Raw genomic sequence first — 19,275 nt, 5'->3', positions numbered from 1 at the left:
CGACGGCGGCAGCAACTTGCGCGAGCCGCGGCTACAATCCCCACCATGAAACTCCAGTTCACCAAGATGCATGGGGCCGGCAACGACTTTGTCGTGCTTGACGGCATCCACCAGCAGATCGACCTGACTCCCGCGCAATGGCGCGCGCTCGCCAGCCGGCATTTCGGCGTGGGCGCCGACCAGATGCTGGTGGTCGAGAAACCGTCGCGCAGCGATGTCGACTTCCGCTACCGCATCTTCAATGCCGACGGCAGCGAGGTCGAGCACTGCGGCAACGGCGCGCGCTGCTTCGTGCGTTTTGTCAGCGACAAGGGCATGACCGACAAGCGCTCGGTGCGCGTGGAGGTGATGAAGGGCGTGATCACGCTGACGCTGCAGGACGACGGCCAGGTTACCGTCGACATGGGCGCGCCCGAGCTGGCACCGGCCCAGGTGCCGTTCCGTGCCGAAGGCCTGCCGACCCGGGCTGAAGGCGTGGATACAACCTACGGCCTGGAGGTCAACGGCCGCACCGCATGGATCTCGGCCGTGTCGATGGGCAACCCGCACGCGGTGCAGGTGGTCGAGGACGTCGAGAACTTCCCGGTGCTGCAGGACGGTCCGGTGATCGAGCAGCACGCCGCCTTCCCCAACCGCGTCAATGCAGGCTTCATGCAGGTGCAGGATCGCAATACCATCCGCCTGCGCGTATACGAGCGCGGCGCCGGCGAAACGCTGGCCTGCGGCACCGGCGCCTGCGCGGCGGTGGTCGCCGGCATCCGGCGCGGCCTGCTGGATTCGCCGGTCAGGGTGCATACCCACGGCGGCGACCTGACCATTGCCTGGGACGGCGGCGCCGAACCGGTGCGCATGACCGGTCCGGCGACCACGGTGTTCGAAGGCACCATTGACCTGGCGACCCTGCCGGCCTGACCATAGGGCCAGCGCGCCCCACGACGCAGCCCGCATCCGTTCCGGCCCAGGCGGGGCGCCCACTCCCTGATCTTGCAGGTCATACCGATGGAGCGCCCATGCCGCTGGACGATTTCCGCATCACGACGGGCAAGCGATTCCGCCTTGCCGACTTCCCCCCCGGCAGCAAGCCGCTGTCGCGCGGCAACAAGGCCGAGGACCTGGCTCTCATCGCCGAGTTGAGCGAGGGGCTGGACGCACAACAGGACATCTTCTACGCCGGGCACCGCCGCAAGCTGCTGGTCGTGCTGCAGGGCATGGATACCAGCGGCAAGGACGGCACGGTGCGCGGGGTGTTCCGCAGCTTCGATCCGCTCGGCATCCGCGTGGTCGGCTTCAAGGCGCCCACTGCCGATGAACTGGCGCACGACTACCTGTGGCGCATTCACCGGCAGGTGCCCAAGGCCGGCGAGATCGTGGTATTCAACCGCAGCCACTATGAAGACGTCCTGATCACCCGCGTGCACGGCTGGATCGACAATGCCGAAGCCGAACGCCGTTTCCGCCAGATCCGCGACTTCGAGGCAATGCTGACCGAGACCGGCACCACCATCGTCAAATGCTTCCTGCATATTTCGCGCGACGAGCAGAAGGCGCGGCTGGAGGCGCGGCTGGCAGACCCGGAAAAGCACTGGAAATTCGACACCACCGACCTCGCCGAGCGCAAGCACTGGAAGGCCTACATGGATGCGTACGAGGCCGCGATCATGGCGACCAGCACGCCGGAATGCCCGTGGTACGTGGTGCCGGCCGATTCCAAGACGCACCGCAATCTGATGGTGGCGGAGATCCTGACGCGGGTGTTCGAGGACCTGAAGCCCGCCTACCCGCCGCCCAAGCCCGAACTGGCGAAGGTCAGGGTCGAGTAGCGCGCTGGCAGACGGCTGGCCGCCCGCTCAGCCGCCGTTGCCGCGATGCACGTCGTGCGTGACGAACGGGTGCTCGCGGGTGGGCATCGCCAGCCATTGCGGATGGCGCAGCGTCTGGCGGATATCGTCCAGGCCGCTGGTCCAGTGCTCGTTCATGGTCAGCAGGCCGAACTGGTAGTCCTTGGCCATGTTTTCAAACGATTTGTCGCGGTAGATCAGCTGGATCACGTTACGGCGCGCGTCGCAGGCCTGTTCGGCGGCGCGCCGGTACCACTCGCTGTTGCGCTTTGACTGCGGCACCAGCGCCATCACCTCGTTGAGCATGCGGCGCATGTTCTGCTGCTCGCGCATGTAGTCCGTAATGGCGCGGGTGCGGCTGGAATAGCGGATCTCCTTCTCGCGCTCGGCGACGTCGACCAGGTCGTGCGGCAGCTTGCCGCGCGCGCTCCACAGGTCAACCTGGAAGATCAGCGCGTCGCGCCGCGGCTGCGCGGTCAGCACCTCGGCCAGCGGGGTGTTGGACACCAGGCCGCCATCCCAGTAGTACTCGCCGTCGATCTCCACCGCCGGAAAGCCCGGCGGCAGCGCGCCCGAGGCCATGAAATGCTCGGGGCAGAGCTTGTCGCGGGTGTTGTCGAAATAGGCGAAATTGCCCGTGCGCACATTGACCGCGCCCACCGACACCCGCATCAGGTCGGGGCGATGGTTGATCAGGTCGAAGTCGGCGAAGCGCTCCAGCGTCGCCTTCAGCGGTGAAGTGTCGTAGAAACTGGCGCGGGCGGGATCGGCATAGCGCATCACCAGCTCCGGCCAGCTGCGCGGCTGGAAGAAGCCGCGCTGGCCTTCGACCATGGCGCGCGTGGCATGCAGGCCGTCGAACCAGACGCGCAGCGGCTCGGGCCAGCTCTCGGCGCTATCGGTCAGCCAGTTGGGCGACAGGCTGGGCAGCCACGGCTGCGCGCAGATGTGTTCCCAGAACGCGCGCAACTGTTCGATGCGGCGCTCGGGCGGATTGCCGGCAATCACCGCGGCATTGAGCGCGCCGATGGAAATGCCCGCGACCCAGTTCGGGTAGATCCCGCCTTCGGCCAGGCCCTGGTATACGCCGGCCTGGTAGGCGCCAAGCGCACCGCCGCCCTGCAGCACCAGCGCGCGCACGGCATACGCTTCATGCGCGGGCCGGTCGGGCGCCTTGGCGTCCTGGCGCACAGGCTTGCGCGGGCGCACCTGCGCGCCGCGCTCGGCCAGCGAATCGCCGTTGCCGTTGGCCTTATTTGTTCCCCTTTGCGTTTCCTTCGCTGCCGTCGATGCGGGCTGCCGCCCTGCCCGTTCCTGCCGCTCTTTCGCCGCCACGCCACCGCCCCCCGCCGATTGGATAGTCCGCCTGCCCTGGATCGTTGCCGCGCCCGGCGCATGCGCGCGCGGGCGCAAGGCGCCGTCAGACGCCGTAACGCTGCCGGTACGCCGACACGGCCTCGCGCGAAGCCGCCAGCGACTGGTCCTGCGACGCGTCGAGGTAGGCCAGCAGGTCCTTCAGGCTGGCGATAGCAATCACGGGGATGCCGAATTCGCGCTGCACGTCCTGCACGGCCGAATGCGTGCCGACGTGGTCGGCGGTGCCGCTCTTTTCCATGCGGTCCAGCGCGATCAGCACGGCTGCCGGCTCGGCGCCGGCGGCGCGGATCAGGTTGACCGATTCACGCACCGAGGTGCCGGCGGAAATGACGTCGTCGACGATGACGACCTTGCCCTGCAGCCTGGCGCCGACCAGCGTGCCGCCTTCGCCATGGTCCTTGGCTTCCTTGCGGTTGTAGGCGAAGCCGACGTCACGTCCCATGCCGGCCAGTGCCACTGCCGTGGCAGAAGCCAGCGTGATGCCCTTGTAGGCCGGCCCGAACAGCACGTCGAACTGCACGCCCGAGGCCAGCAGGGTTTTGGCATAGAATTGCGCCACCTCGCCGAGCATCGCGCCCTGGTTGAACAGGCCCGCGTTGAAGAAATACGGCGACTTGCGGCCCGCCTTGGTGACGAATTCGCCGAACGACAGGACGCCGGCATCGAGCGCAAAGCGGATAAAGGTCTGGCTCAGGTCGGTGCCCTGCATGTGCTGGGGCACTGCGGCCGGCGTGTTCTGCTGCGTCATCATTTCTCTCTGAATTCAAAATTTCCCCGAATGTTACGGATTATCAGCGCCAACCTCAACGGCATCCGCTCCGCGTCCAAGAAGGGCTTTTTCGACTGGATGGGCAAGCAGGACGCAGACATGGTCTGCGTGCAGGAACTGAAGGCACAGGCCGCGGACATGACCGAAGCGTTCCTGGCGCCACATGGCTACCATGGCTTCTTCCACTTCGCGGAGAAGAAAGGCTACAGCGGCGTGGGCCTGTACACGCGACACAAGCCTGAGCGGGTCATCACCGGCTTCGGCAACGCGGAGTTCGACGGCGAAGGCCGCTATGTGGAAGTGCAGTACCCGCACCTGGCCGTGATCTCGGTGTACGTGCCCTCCGGTTCCAGCGGTGAGGAACGCCAGCTGGCCAAGTTCCGCTTCATGGAGGCCTTCCTGCCCCACCTGCTGCAGCTGAAGGCCAGCGGGCGCGAGATCGTGCTGTGCGGCGACGTCAACATCGCGCACAAGGAAATCGACATCAAGAACTGGAAGGGCAACCTGAAGAACTCCGGCTTCCTGCCGGAAGAACGCGCCTGGATCGGCGAGCTGTTCGAGGTCCATGGCTACGTCGATGTGTTCCGCAAGCTCGACCCGCGCCCGGACCAGTACACGTGGTGGAGCAACCGCGGCCAGGCCTATGCCAAGAACGTAGGGTGGCGTATCGATTACCACCTGGCAACGCCGAAGATCGCCGACACGGCACAGCTGTGCTCGATCTACAAGGATGAGAAGTTCAGCGACCATGCGCCGCTGTCGATCGATTACGACTATCCGCTCTGAGCCGTGGTAGTCAGACCACCCGGACTTCTTCGAGCAGTTCCGGGTGGCGATCGAGCAATTTCAGCAGCTTGACCATCGCCAGCGGGGGCCGCGAACCGTGCCAAACCGCAAGAATCCAATCGGTACAAACCCCTGCGACCGACCCCCATCCCCGCTACAATGCAGGTTCGCCCCTGCGCCCGGCAGGAGACGTTTCGCATTCCCCCGCATTTCATAGAGCGAGTCCGCCATGGTTTTCAAAGTGTTCGTCGATGGTCAGGAAGGCACGACCGGTCTCCGGCTGCTTGACTATCTTTCCGGTCGTTCCGACGTAGAACTGCTGCGTATTGCCGATGACAAGCGCAAGGATCCGGCCGAGCGAGCACGCTTCCTGAACGCCGCCGACGTCGCCTTCCTGTGCCTGCCCGACGTGGCCTCGCGCGAGGCGGTGTCGCTGGTGACCAACCCGGACACCTGCGTGATCGACGCCAGCACGGCGTTCCGCACTGCCGACAACTGGGCCTATGGCCTGCCGGAACTGGTGCGCGGCCAGCGCGAGAAGATCCGTGCGAGCAAGCGCATCGCCGTGCCGGGCTGCCACGCCAGCGCCTTCGTGCTGGCGGTGCGTCCGCTGGTGGATGCCGGCGTGCTGCCGCGCGACTACCCCGTGTCGGCGTTCTCGCTGACCGGCTACAGCGGCGGCGGCAAGAAGATGATTGCCGACTTCGAGGCCGGCGGTAACCCGAAGCTGAACAGCCCGCGTCCGTACGCGCTGGGGCTGCAGCACAAGCACCTGCCCGAGATGCGCGTGCAGGGCGGCCTGTCGTCGGACCCGATCTTCAACCCGATCGTCGGCAACTTCCTGAAGGGCCTGGCGGTGACTGTGCCGGTGTTCGCGGATCGGCTGGCGCGCAGGGTGAGCCCGGAGCAGATCGTCGACATCTACCGCAAGCACTATGAAGGCGAGCAGTTCGTGCGCGTGATGTCGTACAACAGCGACGACAACCTCGACGACGGGTTCTTCGACGTGCAGGCCAACAACGACACCAACCGGGTCGACCTGTTCGTGTTCGGCACGCCCGAGCGCCTGAACCTGGTCGCGCGCCTGGACAACCTGGGCAAGGGCGCGGCCGGCGCGGCGGTGCAATGCATGAACGTGCATGTCGGCGCCGACGAAGCCACCGGGCTGCAGGCCTGACAGCGCTGCTTCCTGGACACAAGAAAGCCGGCACTGCCGGCTTTTTTGTTGGACACCGGAAACCGGCGCGGCTTATACGCGCTGCAGCGCCCGCAACGCATCCACCAGTCCCGCTCCCTGGAATGCGCGCTCGCGCCCGAGGTCCATGGCCGCGTCGCACAGGATGGCCTTGACGGTCTCAGGCTGGCCCATCAGCTCATTGTTGCGCGACAGCAGCAGCGCGGCCACGCCGGACACATGCGGCGCGGCCATGCTGGTGCCATCCATCGACGCCAGCGTGCCGCCGGGCACGGTGGAGGTGATCTTCTCCCCGGGCGCCACCAGGTCGGGCTTGATGCGGCCATCGCCGGTGGGGCCGTGGCTGGAAAAATAAGAGATGCCATACCGGTAGGGATCGGTACGATGGGTCGCTCCCACCGTGATCACGGCGCGCGCATTGCCAGGATCGGTGATGGTCTGGCCGCGAAAGCCCGCTCCCATGTGCGCGGCCGCGTATTGCTCGTCATAGCCGTAGTTGCCAGCCGCCGCCACCACGATCACGCCGTTGGCCACCAGCCGGTCGCACTCGACGCACACCGGCGTGCTGCCGCAGGCGTAGTTGCGCACGTCGTGGTGCAGCGCCACGCTGAGGTTGACGCCGTGCACCTATTGCCGGTCGCGGCTCTGGTTGAGCCAGCGCACGTATTGCAGCGCGCCCAGGATGCCGAACTCGTCGCCCCTGCCCTGCGCATCGAAGATGCGCAGGTCCAGCAACTCGATGCACGGGCAGATGCCGCTGACATCGCCGCTTTCGGCAAGCTCGGGCGGCAGCGGCATGGGCTCCGGCCGCGCCAGGTAGGCTGACGACGGCCAGCCGGCGCCGATGATGCCGGCCACATGCGTGCCGTGGCTGCCGCCCGGCGGCACGTACTGCGCCGGGTCTTCCTGGCTGATCTCCAGCAGCGGCTCGATCACGGACCAGTCGATGATGCGGCCGTTGGCGAGATCGTCGGCGATCGTTGCGATGCGCGCCCTGAGCTCGGCCTCGCCGGGGCCGCGCTTGCCCTTGGGCATGGGCGGCAGGCGGCCGCTGGTGATGGCCGACAGGCGGGTGAAGTCCAGCGTCCTGACCACGCGCGACAGGCGCGGCGCGATCAGGCCGTCGCGAACCGGCAGCGCTCCCTCCAGCCTGGCGGGATCGAAGAACGCCGGATGGCGCGCATCGATGCCGGAATCGATCACCGCCCAGCGCACGCCCTGACCGCCGGTATCGAACACGCGGATGGCCGCATCCGCCTTCACGGTCTTGCGCGAGGCAAACACGGCGTGCTCGGCCGGCCGGTTGACGGAAATGCGCCATAGCGGCGCCACCGCCGCCACCTTCGCCGCATCCGCTGCACCGGCCGATCCTGCCGCCCGCGCCGCCTCGGCACCCTGCGGCGCCGCATGGTCGTCCTGCAGGCAGGCCCACAGCGTTTCAAGCACCTGCCGGCTCGCCTGCCGGATGCGCCGGGTCAGGCCGCCGGGTGGGAAGCTGTCGTCGTCCAGCCCGAGCAACGTCAGGGCAACATACTGCGCGGCGACATTGACCAGCCGTCCCAGCGCCTGGCCGGCCGGTGCCGCGATGCCGCCGAAGCGCGTCCGGGAAGCGGTGTAGCCGATGTCCATGAACCTCGCAATGGCTGTCTCGCTCGACACATGGGCCAGCACCGACTCGCCCAGCCAGCGCACGAAGGCGTCGCCCGTGAGGCTGCGCTCGAGCGCGTGGCGCGCGGCGCTTGACCAGCTGACGCCGGCCATCGGCAGCCGTACCTCCCGGTGCCACCATGCAGTCAGCGGCAGCAGCCTGAGCATGTCGAAGAAATCGATCTGCGCGAGCAGGTGCGATTCATTGGCCGCCAGGAAGCGCTGGCCGGCCGCCGCCGATGCCGGCTCGGCCAGCGCCGGCAGGCGCCGCAGGACCGCCGTGCGCAGGGCGGCAATGCCCGCGGCGTGGTGCGGGGTCAGCAACAGCCCGCGCGGCACCTCGAACGATTCTCCCGACGCATACAGCAGCCAGACTTCGGAGCTGACCGGCAGGTCGCTGGTAAAGCGGCCGGGCTCGGCCTCGCAGCCCGCGAAGATCAGCATATAGGCGGCCCGTTGCTCCGACGGGCTCATGCGGTTCAGGCTCATGCGGGTTCCCCTGCGGTTGTCGCATTGTCCTTCGATCCGGTGGCGGGGCCACCCTGATTGCCGGCGCCATGCGACAGGAAACAGCGCCTAGCGCTTCAGCGGCTTGCTTCTGTCTTCGTCGCCCGCGTCGACGGGCGCATCGCCCAGTCCCGCCATATTGGCGCGGTACGGCGGCAACCTGTCGACCGGCGTATTGATCGCGCGTGCGTAGAGCGGCAGCACCTCGGGCATGTGCTTTTCCAGGTCGGCAATGCGGCTGCGCCCGGACGGGTGCGTCGACAGGAATTCAGTGCCCGACTGCGACACCTTGCCCATCTTCTGCCACAGCGTCACCGCGGCGCGCGGATCGAAGCCGGCGCGCGCGGCGACATCCATGCCGATCAGGTCGGCCTCGGTCTCGTCGGCCCGCGAGAAGCGCAGCGTCAGCAGGTGCGCGCCGGTGCCGAGCGCCATGTTGCCCAGGTTGCCGAAGCCGAACAGCTGCGAAATCACATTGGCGCCCAGGTTGGTGATCTCGGACTTGGCGGCGCGTTCGCGCGCATGCTCTTGCAGCGCATGCGCGATCTCGTGACCCATCACCATCGCGACCTCGTCGTCGGTCAGCTTGAGCTGGTCGAGCAAGCCCGTGTAGATGGCGATCTTGCCGCCCGGCATGCAGAACGCATTGACCTGCTTCGAGCCGATCAGGTTGATCTCCCACGGCCAGTTGCGCGCGCGCTCGTTCCAGCGCACGGTCTGCGGCAGCAGCCGCTTGCCGATCGCGCGCAGCCGCCTGAGCTGCGGGTTGTCGTCGCCTGCCAGCGCGCGCTTGGCGATGGCTTCCTGCTTGAGCTGCTCGTACTCCTGCGCGGCCTGCTGTTCGATCGCCTCGGCCGGCACGATGTTGCGCACCGCCGAGCCGCCGCGCTGGATGTTGATGCCGCCGGGCTCGCTGCCCTGCCCCTGCCCCTGCGCATGGGCAGGCATGCCCGGCGCGGCCAGCAACGCCGCCGCCAGCGCGAGCGCGCGGGCAAGCCGGACACGAATCGGATGCTGGAGACGTTGCTGGGGGCGGAGCATTTGCGGTTCCTCGGGCGCAGTAGATGGATCTTGGCCGCGGGCCGGAGCGATCCGCGGCAACGCTGCCGCAGCACAAGTGGCGGGGCGGCAAACGGGTGATGCAATAATACACGGCGCCCGCGCAGCCGCGCGGCGCTCCATCCCCCGCGCATCCATGACTTTCCAGGCCTATCTCGATATCTTCCGCAACCGTCGCATCGGCGCCATGCTGACCCTGGGCTTTGCCTCCGGGCTGCCGCTGGCGCTGACCTCCGGCACGCTGCAGGCCTGGATGACGGTCGAGGGCCTGGATATCAAGACCATCGGCTTTTTCTCGCTGGTGGGCCAGGCCTATATCTTCAAGTTCTTGTGGGCACCGCTGATGGACCGCTACACGCCGCCGCTGCTGGGCCGGCGCCGCGGCTGGCTGCTGGTGACGCAGCTGGGGCTGGTGGCGGGCATCGCCGCGATGGCGTTCTGCCCGCCGCGCGAGGCGCTGTGGACGCTGGCGGCGCTGGCCACGCTGGTGGCCTTCCTGTCGGCCTCGCAGGACATTGTCTTCGACGCCTACAGCACCGACGTGCTGCGCCCGCCCGAGCGCGGTGCCGGCGCGGCGGTCAAGGTGCTGGGCTACCGGCTGGCGATGCTGGTTTCCGGCGGCCTGGCGCTGTGGCTGGCCGACCGCGTGCTCGGCTGGCAGCAGACCTACCTGCTGATGGCGGCGCTGATGGGCGTGGGCATCCTGACCCTGCTGTGGGCGCCCGAGCCCGACATGCCCGCGCGCGCGCCGCGCTCGCTGGAAGAGGCCGTGGTCGGCCCGCTGCGCGATTTCTTCGCGCGGCCCGGCGCATGGTGGCTGCTGCTGTTGATCGTGCTGTACAAGCTGGGCGACGCCTTTGCCGGCAGCCTGTCGACCACCTTCCTGATCCGCGGCGTGGGCTTCTCGGCCGGCGAGGTCGGCATCGTCAACAAGACGCTGGGGCTGGCCGCCACCATCATCGGCGCGCTGTTCGGCGGCACGCTGATGGTGCGGCTGGGGCTGTACCGTTCGCTGATGGTGTTCGGCGTGCTGCAGGCGGTATCGAACCTGGGCTACTGGATCCTCGCCGTGACGCCCGCTCACCTGTGGACCATGGGCGCCACCATCGCGGTGGAAAACCTGTGCGGCGGCATGGGCACCGCGGCCTTCGTGGCGCTGCTGATGACGCTGTGCAACCGCTCGTTCTCGGCCACGCAGTACGCGCTGCTGTCGGCGCTGGCGTCGGTGGGCCGGGTCTACGTGGGGCCGACCTCGGGCTATATGGTCGAAGCCTGGGGCTGGGCACCGTTCTACCTCGGCACCGTGGTGGTGGCGCTGCCCGGCGTGATGCTGCTCTGGGTGATGCGCAACACCGTGCACCGATACGAAGCCCAGGCGCGCGAAGCGATCGCCTGAGCCCCGCCTGCGCTTATTCCTTGTAGTAGACGATCTGGTGCGAGCTGGCCAGCAGCCGTCCATCCGGGCTCCACAGCTGCGCGCGCTGGTCGAAATACCCCTGCCGGAACACCTGCGCCTGCGCGCTGGCCAGCACGTGGCGGTCGCCCAGCGCCGCCAGCGTAGGTGCATCGGCGTGGAAGTACGTCGTCATCGACACCGTGCCGGCCGGCACGAAGCCGGCGCGCTTGAGGAAGATGCGCGGGTAGAAGCTGTCCGCCCATGAAGCCACCGCGGCAAAGTCCGGCGTGCGCGCCGGCGCGTCGCGCAGCCAGAACTGGGTCAGGCTGTCGGGGTGCTCGGTGCCGGCCTCGGCGGTCGGCTTGGCGCCGCGCACCGGGCGCATGTCATAGGACTTGAGCCAGCGCACCGGCGCGAAGCCGCCCATCGCCGGCAGCGTGTCGGCACCCGGCACCTCGGGCATCACCGCCTCGCCGCAGGCCCAGGTCTCGCGCCGCACCGCGAACACGGCGGTGGCGGTGGTGGCCACGGCATCGCCCTGGCGCAGCGTCAGGTTCCAGTGCTGGGTCGAGCGGTTGGTCCGCACCGGCAGTGCCTCGATCTCGAACGGGCCTTCGGCGATCGGGCCGGCAAAGTTGACCGACAGCGCGATCGGGTCGCCCAGCCGTTGGGGGTGCAGCAGTGCCGCCTGCAGCAACGTGGCGGCGGTGATGCCGCCGAACGGGCCGATCATGTTCCAGTAGGCCGGCGTGGTGCGGCCCAGGAAACGATGTTCGCCGGCGGCCTCCAGGGCGATGGCATCGTCGAACGCATGCAGCGCGACGGGAGCGGGGGCGGACAGTGCAGCAGCGGTAGCAGTCATGGCGAGGGCGCGAATAGAACGGTCGTTCGATAGCTGCCTACACTAACCGTAGTCAGGAATTCGGTCAACCGGTCCCGCATGAAAACGGCCCAGGGTGGTACATCAGCCTTGTGCCCGGCGCCGCCACGGCAGGCTCCAGCCGAGCTGGTTGGCGACCACGCCCAGCAGCACCAGCAGCATGCCCGCGACCTGCAGCGGCCCGAGCACGACGCCGAACACCATCACGTCGATGACGATCGCCACCAGCGGATAGACAAACGACAGCGTGGCGATCGACACCACGCTCAGGCGCTGGAAGGCGCCATAAAGCAGGGTGTACATGACGCCGGTATGGACCAGCCCCAGCGCCAGCAGCGCGGCCCAGGTGCCGCTGTGATAGCTGCCGGCCGCGGGATGCGCCAGCGGTGCCAGCATCACCACACCAAGCACCATCTGCAAGCCGGCGATCTGCCCGGGCGGAATCGCCTGCAGCCGGCGCGTGGCCATGGTCGTGACCGCATACAGCAGTGCCGCCAGCAGCGCCAGGCCGATCCCGGCCAGCATCGCGGCGCCGGTGGCGCCGTGCTCAAGCCCGGTGATCAGCATCACGCCGGCAAAGGCCAGAACCAGCCACGGCAGCCTGGCGAACGGAAGCGGCTCGCGCTGCATCGCAGACGTCAGCAGCAGCAGGAAAAACGGCTGGGTATGGTAGACCACCGTGGCAATGGCAATGCCGCTGTAGGCATAGGCCGAGAACAGCGCCAGCCAGTTGAGCACCAGCGTGACCCCGCCCAGCGCCAGCCAGCCCAGCTGCGCGCGGCTCATGCGCACCCAGCCACGCTGCAGCGTCAGCGTGCCCAACAGCGCGGCGCCGCCAAAGATGCAGCGGAAGAACACGACGTCCAGCGGCGGCTGCCCGCTGGTGACGACAAACCAGCCGATGGTGCCTGACAGCACCATGGCCGCGACCATGCGCCAGACGCCGCCGGGCAGGGATTGGGGGGAAGGCATGGGCACTCCGGAGATGCAATGGCGGCATTGTTCCACCTTGCCATCCACTCAACAATCCTGCTTAAGCTCAATTAGTATTTGAGTTGCAATCAAAGACCGGAGACGCTGCATGTCGGATACACCACTCAACGCGATGGCCGTCTTCGCCCGCGTGGTCGAATGCGGCAGCTTCTCCGCCGCGGCGCAGGATCTCGGCATGACGCCGTCGGGCGTCAGCCGGCACGTGTCGCGGCTGGAAGCGACGCTCGGCGCCAGCCTGCTGCAGCGGACCACGCGCGCCTTCGCACTCACGGAGCTGGGCCAGTCGGTCTACGCCGCCTGCGCGCGCATGACCGCCGCCGCGCGCGAGGTCACGGCGCTGGCCGGCGAGCACGGCGGCACGCCCCATGGCGTGCTGCGCGTCAGCGCGCCGGTCTCGTTCGGGCAGGCCTGGCTGGCGCCTCGCCTGCCGGCGCTGCTTGAAAAATACCCCGGACTGGACCTGCAGCTGACCCTTGCCGACCGCATGGTCGACCTGGTCGAGGAAGGCCTGGACGTCGCCGTGCGCATCGTGCGCGAACTTGCGCCAGGCCTGGCGGCGCGTCCGTTGCGCGAGGTGCGCTACCGCCTGGTGGCCTCGCCGCGCTACCTGGCGCAACACGGCACGCCCGCTGCGCCGGCCGACCTGCCGGCGGCGCGCTGCCTGTACCTGGGCTACGGCAACTTCGGCGAGCGCTGGACGCTGCGCCACCATGCCGGCGGCGAGGCCGTGGTGGTGCGCATCCCGCCGCGGCTGACGCTGAACAACAGCCTGGCGATCATGACGATGGTGGAGCGCGACGCCGGCATCGGGCTGGTGCCGGACTTCTCGTTCGGCAGCGCGCTGGACGAGGGCCGCGTTGTCACCGTTCTGCCGGAGTGGGACATCCTGGAGCCCTATATCGGCACGGCCTACGCCGTGTACACGCCGACGCGCCACGTACCGCCAAAGGTGCGTGCCTTTGTAGACCACCTGGCCGCCACCGCCAACGAGCCGCCGGCCAGTGCCGGCGCGCTGCCGCAATAATGCAGCCGGCGGGCACCGTACACCGCGCGAGTTCAGGCCGCGCAGACCCGGTACACCGCCAGGCTGCCGCGCCAGTTGACGCCCCAGTTCACGGTGATGCCCTCGTGCATCACCACGCGGTCGATGACGCGCAGGCCGACCGTGGGCGCCAGTTCCTCGAAATCGCTGATGGTCAGCACGCGCACGTTGGGCGTGTTGTACCACTGGTAAGGCAGCGATTCCGACACCGGCATGCGCCCGCGGAACACCGACAGCCGGTGCGGCCAGTAGCCGAAGTTCGGGAACGACACGATGCACTCGCGCCCCACCCGCAGCGTGTCGCGCAGCACCTGCGCGGTGTTGTGGATGGTCTGCAGCGTCTGCGACAGGATCACCGTGTCGAAGCTCTTGTCCTCGAACAGCGCGAGCCCGCCCTCCAGGTCCTGCTGGATGACATGCACGCCCTTCTGCGCGCACGCCAGCACGCCTTCATCGCGGATCTCGATGCCGTAGGCCTGCACGTCGAGCTCGTCCTGCAGCACGCGCAGCAGGCTGCCATCGCCGCAACCAAGGTCGAGCACGGTGGAGTTGGGTTCGATCCAGCGCGCAATCGCGCGGAAGTCGGGGCGCAGCGCCAGGATATTGGGATTGGCCAGGGCGTTCATGCGCCGATCTCCTCTGCGATGCGGTCGTAGTAGGCGCGCATCAGGTTGTGGTAGCGCGGGTCGTCGAGCAGGAAGGCATCGTGGCCGTGCGGCGCGTCGATCTCGGCGTACGAGACCGGGCGCTTGTTGTCCAGCAGCGCCTTGACCAGCTCGCGGCTGCGGCTGGGCGCGAAGCGCCAGTCGGTGCTGAAGCTCGCCACCAGGAAGGCCGCCTGCGTCTGCGCGATGGCGCGGGTCAGGTCCCCGCCGTAGGCCAGCGCCGGGTCGAAATAGTCCAGCGCGCGCGTGATCAGCAGGTAGGTGTTGGCGTCGAAGTACTCGGCGAACTTGTCGCCCTGGTAGCGCAGGTAGCTTTCCACCTGGAACTCGACGTCGAACGAGAAGCGGATATCGTCGGTCTTCAGCTCGCGGCCGAATTTCTCCGCCATGTCCTCGTCCGACAGGTAGGTGATATGGCCGATCATGCGCGCCACGCGCAGGCCGCGCTTGGGCTTGACGCCATGCGCATAGTAGTTGCCGCCGTGGAAGTCCGGATCGGACAGGATGGCGCTGCGCGCCACCTCGTTGAAGGCGATGTTCTGCGCCGACAGCTTGGGCGTCGATGCGACCACGATGCAGTGGCGCAGCCGGTCCGGGTACATCAGGCTCCAGGCCAGCGCCTGCATGCCGCCGAGGCTGCCGCCCATCACCGCGGCGAATTGCGTGATGCCGAACGCGTCGGCCACGCGCGCCTGCGCGTTGACCCAGTCCTCCACCGTGACCACCGGGAACGCCGCGCCATAAGGCTGGCCAGTCGCCGGGCTCACGCTCATCGGCCCGGTCGAGCCGAAACACGAGCCCAGGTTGTTCACGCCGATGACAAAGAAGCGGTTGGTATCGAGAGCCTTGCCGGGGCCGACCATGTTGTCCCACCAGCCCACGTCGCGCGGGTCGTCGGCATAGACACCGGCGACATGGTGCGAGGCATTGAGCGCGTGGCACACCAGCACCGCATTGGAACGCGCCGCGTTGAGCGTGCCGTAGGTCTCGACCATCAGGTCGTAGCCGGCGAGGGACGAGCCGTTGCGCAGCTTCAGCGGCTCGGCAAAATGCATGCGCTGCGGCGTGACCACGCCGACCGAATCGGGCGGCAAAGCGAGCGCTGTAGGCGAGTTAGGCGCGGCAGACGGCAGGGCGACATCAGTCATGGAATCCGGGCCCGCGGCGAACGGGCGTAAAAAAACCCGACCGGCATTTGCGTGGAAAAGCATCGCAGCCAAGTCGGGCATTCCGCGGGATTCCGCGTGCCGGCGCCGATCATCGTCGTGGTGACATGGGGCGCCGACCCAACCTCTTTAGCCGCATTTATAGTGGCAGCCCGGGCCGTGGTCCCTTGGCTGCCGCGCGCCCGCAAGCCAGTCATCAAATCGGCGCGACCGGGCAATTATAGAGCAATCGGCCCGGCGTGTCGGATTCAGCCCAGCAGCACGCGCAAATGCGCCTCGGCATGGTCCGACGGCGACTTGCGGAAACCGCTCTTGGCATAGCGGTGCCACTGGCCCTGCACCGTCGCCATGATGAGCGCCGCACGCGCCGGGATATCCGCATCCGCCGGGAATTCAGCCTGCGTCACCGCCACCTTCAGGCACTGGCGCAGCGAAGCCTCGATGCGGTCCACCACCTGGTTGATGCGTTCCTGCAGCCGCTCGTGCTCGCCCACCAGTGCCTCGCCGGTCAGCACGCGCGTCATGCCAGGGTTCTTCTCGGCGAACGACAGCAGCATGCGCACGATCGCATGCGCCTGGCGCAGGCCGTGCTCTTCCTTGTCCGCGATCTGGTTGATCAGGCCGAACACGGTCTGCTCGATAAAGCCGATCAGGCCCTCGTACATCTGCGCCTTGCTGGCGAAGTGGCGGTACAGCGCCGCCTCGGACACGCTCAGGCGCGCGGCGAGCGCGGCCGTGGTGATCTTTTCCCCGCGCGGTTGCTCGAGCATGGTCGCCAGCGTCTGCAGGATCTGGATGCGGCGCTCGCCCGGGCGCGGGCGCTTGCGCGCCGGCGCGGCAGGCGCCGCGGGTGTGTCCGCGGGTGTGTCCGCGGGTGTGTCCATATCGTCGGCCCCGCCTGCAATGACTGCCTCCGGCTGGTCCCCGTTGCTTTGCGTCATGACCCGTTTCTCCGCATTCGTCGTTGGAGTTGATGCATCGATTGTACTTTTATGTCCACATAAGCCGGCCGGTTCGGCACGCGGGCCCGCACGAGCGGCACGTTGCCGGGCTGCGCCTGCGGTGCCTGCGGAGCCTGTGATTCCGCGGCCACCAGCGTGACCGAATGCTCCTGCGCGGCGTGGCCGGCGCGGCGGTCTTCTTCCGCCTCAAGCGTCGAGCGGACCGCCGCATCGCGCCGGCTGCCGTCGTCTTGCGCCGAAGCGGGCACGCCAGCCACATCATGCGGGCGCGACGGCGCCATGGTGCGCAGATAGCCGGTCACCCAGGCGGTGCGGATGCCGGTGCCGGCATAGCGCTTGAGGTGCGACACGGTATCTTCCACCAGCACCGCGCGATGCGGCGCCACACGTGCCTGCACCAGCAGCCGGCGCAGCATGCGGCGGTCCGGCTTGGGCCGCAGGTGGCCATGCACCCACATCTGCTCGATCGCCACCACGCGCTCGAAGCAGTGGCCGATGCCGGCGATTTCCAGCACCGCGCGCGCGTAGTCCTGCGGCGCGTTGGTGACCAGGAGCTTGCGCCCCGGCAGGCGCCGCAGGTGCGCCGCCAGCCCGCGCCGCACGCGCACCATCCCGGGCAGCGCCGGGAATTCATGCGCCGCGCGCAGGAAGTCGGCGGGATCGACGCCATGGTGCCGGATCATGCCGAGCAGCGTCGCGCCGTAGCGCTGCCAGTAGTCGACGCGCACGCGGCTGGCGGTGGCCTCGTCGCAATTGAGCACGCGCGCCACGTAGGCGGTCATCAGCCGGTTGATCGCCGGGAAGATCGCGTGCGAGGCGTCATGCAGAGTGTTGTCGAGGTCGAACAGCCAGACCGTGCGCCCCGAGTTGTCCCCGGCGGGACGGCGGCACAGGCGAGCGCGGACACGGCGCGGAGGAGGAAGACTGGAAGGCACGCCGGGCAGCTCGGAAGATGATGGGGGATGCCGGGGCGGCTGGTTCAAGCCTGCGCCGCCCCGGCGGCTCCGCTCAGTGCGAGCGGATCATGGTGCCGAACGCCTGCTCGGTCAGGATTTCCAGCAGCAGCGAATGCTCGATGCGGCCGTCGACGATGTGCACCGAATGGACGCCGCTCTTGGCCGCGTCCAGCGCCGACGAGATCTTCGGCAGCATGCCGCCGGAGATGGTGCCGTCGGCGAACAGCTCTTCGATCTCGCGCGCGGTCAGGTCGGTCAGCAGGTTGCCCTTCTTGTCCATCACGCCGGGGATGTTGGTCATCATCACCAGCTTCTCGGCCTTCAGGATCTCGGCCATCTTGCCGGCGACCACGTCGGCGTTGATGTTGTAGGCCTGGCCGTCGTCGGAGAAGCCGATCGGCGAGATCACCGGGATAAAGGCGTCGTCCTGCAGCGCCTTGACCACCGCCGGATTGATCGCCTCGATATCGCCCACGTAGCCGATATCGATGAAGGCGCCAGGGTTTTCGCGATCGGGCATCTGCAGGCGCTTGGCGCGGATCAGGCCGCCGTCCTTGCCGGTCAGGCCCACGGCCTGGCCGCCGTACTGGTTGATCAGCATCACGATGTCCTGCTGGACTTCGCCGCCCAGCACCCACTCGACCACTTCCATGGTCTCTTCGTCGGTGACGCGCATGCCTTGCACGAAGGTGCCGACCTTGCCGACCTTCTTCAGCGCTTCATCGATCTGCGGGCCGCCGCCGTGCACCACCACCGGGTTCATGCCGACCAGCTTCAGCAGGATCACGTCACGCGCGAAGCCATGCTTGAGCTTCTCTTCGGTCATGGCATTGCCGCCGTACTTGACCACGATGGTCTTGCCGTGGAACTTGCGGATATACGGCAGCGCCTCGGCGAGGATCTCGGCTTTCAGTGCGGGAGCGATGGCGGCCACCGCAGTCGCGGCAGGCCCGGGGTTGTCGGCGTTCATGGGGGACATCCGTGAGATTCAACAGGTATGATGGCTAACAGCCGCGTAGCCGGGGGCAAAGGCAACATTGCGCAACAGGGATCGCCCGAAAGTGCGCCATCCGGCTATGGCAGGCGCCGATTTTACAAGAAACCGCGCAGGGCGCGAGTTCCGCGGCCCGGGCAGGTCCGGCCATCCGCCGGCAAGCGCCGCACGGGGCACCACGGCGGCCCACCGGCGTCCCGTCCGCGCAACAGCTCGGGCAGGTCTTTGCCGTTTGTCCTGTCTCCGCCGTACCAGTTCCCGCCGTACCAGTTCCCGCCGCACCATGACCGATCCCGCCACCGTCCTGACCGGCCGGCTTCGCCCCGTCGAGCATTGCAGCCAATGCGGCGCCAGCTTCGTCTGCGGCTACGTCGCAGGGCTGCGCGAGTGCTGGTGCGCCAGCCAGCCGCTGCTGCCGGCACGGCGCATCGTGCCCGGCCAGCACTGCCTCTGTCCCGACTGCCTGGCGGCGCGCCAGCGCGACAATCAGGCGCCGGAGCCCGCCGAGGGCTGAATCGCCGGCACAGCGCCGGACGACGCGCCGGCGCTGCCCCACTGCATCACCAGCATCCCCGCCACGATCAGCGCGGCGCCCCCCAGCCGCGCCGGCGTCATGGTCCGCACCGCAAACCCGGCCAGGCCGAACTGGTCGACCGCCAGCGCGGCCAGCACCTGCCCCGCCACGACCGCGGCGATAAAGCCGGCCGCGCCCAGCTTCGGCGCCATCACCAGGGCTGCCGAAATATAGAACACGCCCAGCACCCCGCCGATCCAGGTCCACGCCGGCGCGCGCGCCAGCACCGACGCGGCGGGCATCGGGACGCGCAGCAGCCACAGCAGTGGCAGCAACGCCGCCAGGCTGACCAGCAGCGACACCAGCGTCGCCGCCAGCGGATGTCCCAGCGTACGCCCCAGCGTGGCGTTGGCACCCGCCTGGAACGGGATCACGGCACCTGCCAGCACGGCCGTCGCGAGGGGCAACAGCAAGGAAATCGGGAAGGAATTCGGCAATTGGATGCCTGACATGTCACGCTCCGTAGGGC

The 19,275-nt window shown here is 68.1% G+C and carries 18 protein-coding genes and 2 pseudogenes; 7 read left to right on the top strand and 13 right to left on the bottom strand.

The genetic code is table 11. The features are described from left to right. Positions 1–45: 45 nt before the first annotated feature. Positions 46–912, top strand: coding sequence for a diaminopimelate epimerase (dapF, locus tag J8I34_RS24070; protein ID WP_029047347.1), 867 nt, complete (start codon positions 46–48; stop codon positions 910–912). 98 nt (positions 913–1,010) lie between these two features. Continuing rightward, complete coding sequence (locus J8I34_RS24065; protein WP_029047346.1) at positions 1,011–1,820, top strand: polyphosphate kinase 2 family protein; 810 nt, start codon at positions 1,011–1,013, stop codon at positions 1,818–1,820. A 27-nt stretch (positions 1,821–1,847) separates the two neighbouring features. Here J8I34_RS24065 and J8I34_RS24060 read toward each other — a convergent pair whose 3' ends face one another. Together J8I34_RS24060 and pyrE are read right to left on the bottom strand one after the other, a co-directional pair. After that, positions 1,848–3,173 (bottom strand): patatin-like phospholipase family protein, encoded by a 1,326-nt coding sequence (locus tag J8I34_RS24060; protein ID WP_029047345.1) that lies wholly within the window; start codon positions 3,171–3,173, stop codon positions 1,848–1,850. 85 nt (positions 3,174–3,258) lie between these two features. Further along, complete coding sequence (pyrE, locus tag J8I34_RS24055) at positions 3,259–3,963, bottom strand: orotate phosphoribosyltransferase (RefSeq protein WP_035877648.1); 705 nt, start codon at positions 3,961–3,963, stop codon at positions 3,259–3,261. A 30-nt stretch (positions 3,964–3,993) separates the two neighbouring features. On the opposite strand from pyrE, the gene J8I34_RS24050 reads away from it, so the two are divergent. Then, positions 3,994–4,770 (top strand): exodeoxyribonuclease III, encoded by a 777-nt coding sequence (locus J8I34_RS24050; protein ID WP_029047343.1) that lies wholly within the window; start codon positions 3,994–3,996, stop codon positions 4,768–4,770. 10 nt (positions 4,771–4,780) lie between these two features. Here the strand turns inward: J8I34_RS24050 and J8I34_RS24045 are convergent. Next, positions 4,781–4,864 (bottom strand): annotated as a pseudogene (locus J8I34_RS24045) (type II toxin-antitoxin system MqsA family antitoxin); the annotation flags it as partial. Positions 4,865–4,999: 135 nt separating this feature from the next. On the opposite strand from J8I34_RS24045, the gene argC reads away from it, so the two are divergent. Then, entirely contained in the window at positions 5,000–5,947 is a 948-nt protein-coding gene (argC, locus tag J8I34_RS24040; RefSeq protein WP_209807152.1) for an N-acetyl-gamma-glutamyl-phosphate reductase, read from the top strand. Between the two features lie 72 nt (positions 5,948–6,019). On the opposite strand, the pseudogene J8I34_RS24035 reads toward argC, so the two are convergent. After that, positions 6,020–7,594: pseudogene (locus J8I34_RS24035) on the bottom strand (S8 family peptidase). 594 nt (positions 7,595–8,188) lie between these two features. Beyond that, positions 8,189–9,160, bottom strand: coding sequence for a M48 family metallopeptidase (locus J8I34_RS24030; RefSeq protein WP_029047340.1), 972 nt, complete (start codon positions 9,158–9,160; stop codon positions 8,189–8,191). Positions 9,161–9,314: 154 nt separating this feature from the next. On the opposite strand from J8I34_RS24030, the gene J8I34_RS24025 reads away from it, so the two are divergent. After that, positions 9,315–10,574, top strand: a complete 1,260-nt coding sequence (locus J8I34_RS24025; protein WP_029047339.1) for a muropeptide transporter — start codon at positions 9,315–9,317, stop codon at positions 10,572–10,574. A gap of 13 nt (positions 10,575–10,587) precedes the next feature. Here J8I34_RS24025 and J8I34_RS24020 read toward each other — a convergent pair whose 3' ends face one another. Next, entirely contained in the window at positions 10,588–11,436 is an 849-nt protein-coding gene (locus J8I34_RS24020) for an acyl-CoA thioesterase (protein ID WP_209807151.1), read from the bottom strand. A gap of 102 nt (positions 11,437–11,538) precedes the next feature. Continuing rightward, complete coding sequence (locus J8I34_RS24015; RefSeq protein ID WP_209807150.1) at positions 11,539–12,426, bottom strand: DMT family transporter; 888 nt, start codon at positions 12,424–12,426, stop codon at positions 11,539–11,541. A gap of 109 nt (positions 12,427–12,535) precedes the next feature. On the opposite strand from J8I34_RS24015, the gene J8I34_RS24010 reads away from it, so the two are divergent. After that, entirely contained in the window at positions 12,536–13,471 is a 936-nt protein-coding gene (locus tag J8I34_RS24010; RefSeq protein ID WP_209807149.1) for a LysR family transcriptional regulator, read from the top strand. Between the two features lie 32 nt (positions 13,472–13,503). Here J8I34_RS24010 and metW read toward each other — a convergent pair whose 3' ends face one another. From metW to argB, 5 genes are all read right to left on the bottom strand, one after another. Further along, positions 13,504–14,115: a methionine biosynthesis protein MetW gene (metW, locus tag J8I34_RS24005; RefSeq protein ID WP_029047335.1), complete on the bottom strand. Its 612-nt coding sequence runs from the start codon at positions 14,113–14,115 to the stop codon at positions 13,504–13,506. After that, entirely contained in the window at positions 14,112–15,302 is a 1,191-nt protein-coding gene (metX, locus tag J8I34_RS24000) for a homoserine O-succinyltransferase MetX (RefSeq protein WP_209807148.1), read from the bottom strand. The genes metW and metX overlap by 4 nt, the downstream gene beginning before the upstream one ends. A gap of 266 nt (positions 15,303–15,568) precedes the next feature. Continuing rightward, positions 15,569–16,261, bottom strand: coding sequence for a nucleoid occlusion factor SlmA (gene slmA, locus J8I34_RS23995; RefSeq protein ID WP_209807147.1), 693 nt, complete (start codon positions 16,259–16,261; stop codon positions 15,569–15,571). Beyond that, complete coding sequence (locus J8I34_RS23990) at positions 16,258–17,217, bottom strand: pyrimidine 5'-nucleotidase (protein ID WP_029047332.1); 960 nt, start codon at positions 17,215–17,217, stop codon at positions 16,258–16,260. Before J8I34_RS23990 ends, slmA begins: the two co-directional genes overlap by 4 nt. Positions 17,218–17,290: 73 nt before the next feature. Next, positions 17,291–18,208, bottom strand: coding sequence for an acetylglutamate kinase (argB, locus tag J8I34_RS23985; RefSeq protein WP_084254770.1), 918 nt, complete (start codon positions 18,206–18,208; stop codon positions 17,291–17,293). A 307-nt stretch (positions 18,209–18,515) separates the two neighbouring features. On the opposite strand from argB, the gene J8I34_RS23980 reads away from it, so the two are divergent. Next, on the top strand, positions 18,516–18,746 hold the full coding sequence (locus J8I34_RS23980) for a cysteine-rich CWC family protein (RefSeq protein ID WP_029047330.1): 231 nt from the start codon (positions 18,516–18,518) through the stop codon (positions 18,744–18,746). Here the strand turns inward: J8I34_RS23980 and J8I34_RS23975 are convergent. After that, the gene (locus J8I34_RS23975; protein WP_029047329.1) at positions 18,719–19,258 is read right to left on the bottom strand and encodes a DMT family transporter; all 540 of its coding nucleotides are present in this window, start codon (positions 19,256–19,258) and stop codon (positions 18,719–18,721) included. The genes J8I34_RS23980 and J8I34_RS23975 overlap by 28 nt on opposite strands. Positions 19,259–19,275 lie beyond the last annotated feature (17 nt).

It is taken from the genome of Cupriavidus phytohabitans (genome assembly GCF_017815025.1).
GTDB lineage: Bacteria > Pseudomonadota > Gammaproteobacteria > Burkholderiales > Burkholderiaceae > Cupriavidus.
This window is presented reverse-complemented; position numbering and strand designations above follow the sequence as displayed.

Bases quoted from the DNA above. Each gene is read 5' to 3' on its own strand.
- dapF (WP_029047347.1), top strand. From the start codon at position 46: ATGAAACTCCAGTTCACCAAGATGCATGGGGCCGGCAACGACTTTGTC.
- metW (WP_029047335.1), bottom strand. From the start codon at position 14,115: ATGAACGCCCTGGCCAATCCCAATATCCTGGCGCTGCGCCCCGACTTC.
- J8I34_RS24015 (WP_209807150.1), bottom strand. From the start codon at position 12,426: ATGCCTTCCCCCCAATCCCTGCCCGGCGGCGTCTGGCGCATGGTCGCG.
- J8I34_RS24020 (WP_209807151.1), bottom strand. From the start codon at position 11,436: ATGACTGCTACCGCTGCTGCACTGTCCGCCCCCGCTCCCGTCGCGCTG.
- J8I34_RS24065 (WP_029047346.1), top strand. From the start codon at position 1,011: ATGCCGCTGGACGATTTCCGCATCACGACGGGCAAGCGATTCCGCCTT.
- J8I34_RS24025 (WP_029047339.1), top strand. From the start codon at position 9,315: ATGACTTTCCAGGCCTATCTCGATATCTTCCGCAACCGTCGCATCGGC.
- J8I34_RS24030 (WP_029047340.1), bottom strand. From the start codon at position 9,160: ATGCTCCGCCCCCAGCAACGTCTCCAGCATCCGATTCGTGTCCGGCTT.
- argC (WP_209807152.1), top strand. From the start codon at position 5,000: ATGGTTTTCAAAGTGTTCGTCGATGGTCAGGAAGGCACGACCGGTCTC.
- J8I34_RS23975 (WP_029047329.1), bottom strand. From the start codon at position 19,258: ATGTCAGGCATCCAATTGCCGAATTCCTTCCCGATTTCCTTGCTGTTG.
- J8I34_RS23980 (WP_029047330.1), top strand. From the start codon at position 18,516: ATGACCGATCCCGCCACCGTCCTGACCGGCCGGCTTCGCCCCGTCGAG.
- argB (WP_084254770.1), bottom strand. From the start codon at position 18,208: ATGAACGCCGACAACCCCGGGCCTGCCGCGACTGCGGTGGCCGCCATC.
- pyrE (WP_035877648.1), bottom strand. From the start codon at position 3,963: ATGACGCAGCAGAACACGCCGGCCGCAGTGCCCCAGCACATGCAGGGC.
- J8I34_RS24050 (WP_029047343.1), top strand. From the start codon at position 3,994: ATGTTACGGATTATCAGCGCCAACCTCAACGGCATCCGCTCCGCGTCC.
- J8I34_RS24010 (WP_209807149.1), top strand. From the start codon at position 12,536: ATGTCGGATACACCACTCAACGCGATGGCCGTCTTCGCCCGCGTGGTC.
- metX (WP_209807148.1), bottom strand. From the start codon at position 15,302: ATGACTGATGTCGCCCTGCCGTCTGCCGCGCCTAACTCGCCTACAGCG.
- slmA (WP_209807147.1), bottom strand. From the start codon at position 16,261: ATGACGCAAAGCAACGGGGACCAGCCGGAGGCAGTCATTGCAGGCGGG.